General features: G+C 55.6%; 1 rRNA gene. It reads right to left on the reverse strand.

The features are described from left to right. Window positions 1–631, reverse strand: a 16S ribosomal RNA gene (locus tag HMPREF2724_RS03460); the annotation flags it as partial.

Here is a 631-nt window from a genome sequence, read left to right on the forward strand (position 1 = left end):
GTTACCAACTTTCATGACGTGACGGGCGGTGTGTACAAGGCCCGGGAACGTATTCACCGCAGCGTTGCTGATCTGCGATTACTAGCGACTCCGACTTCATGGGGTCGAGTTGCAGACCCCAATCCGAACTAAGGCCGGCTTTCAGCGATTCGCTCCACCTCACAGTGTCGCTGCGCGTTGTACCGACCATTGTAGCATGTGTGAAGCCCTGGACATAAGGGGCATGATGATTTGACGTCATCCCCACCTTCCTCCGAGTTGACCCCGGCAGTCTCTCATGAGTCCCCAACCAAATGCTGGCAACATAAGACAAGGGTTGCGCTCGTTGCGGGACTTAACCCAACATCTCACGACACGAGCTGACGACAACCATGCACCACCTGTATAACGACCACAAAGGGAAACTACATCTCTGCAGCGATCCGCTATATGTCAAGCCCAGGTAAGGTTCTTCGCGTTGCATCGAATTAATCCACATGCTCCGCCGCTTGTGCGGGCCCCCGTCAATTCCTTTGAGTTTTAGCCTTGCGGCCGTACTCCCCAGGCGGGGCGCTTAATGCGTTAGCTACGGCACAGAAGACGTGGAAGCCCCCTACACCTAGCGCCCACCGTTTACGGCATGGACTACCAG

The sequence above is a fragment of the Corynebacterium sp. HMSC071F07 genome (genome assembly GCF_001810285.1).
Lineage (GTDB): Bacteria > Actinomycetota > Actinomycetes > Mycobacteriales > Mycobacteriaceae > Corynebacterium > Corynebacterium simulans.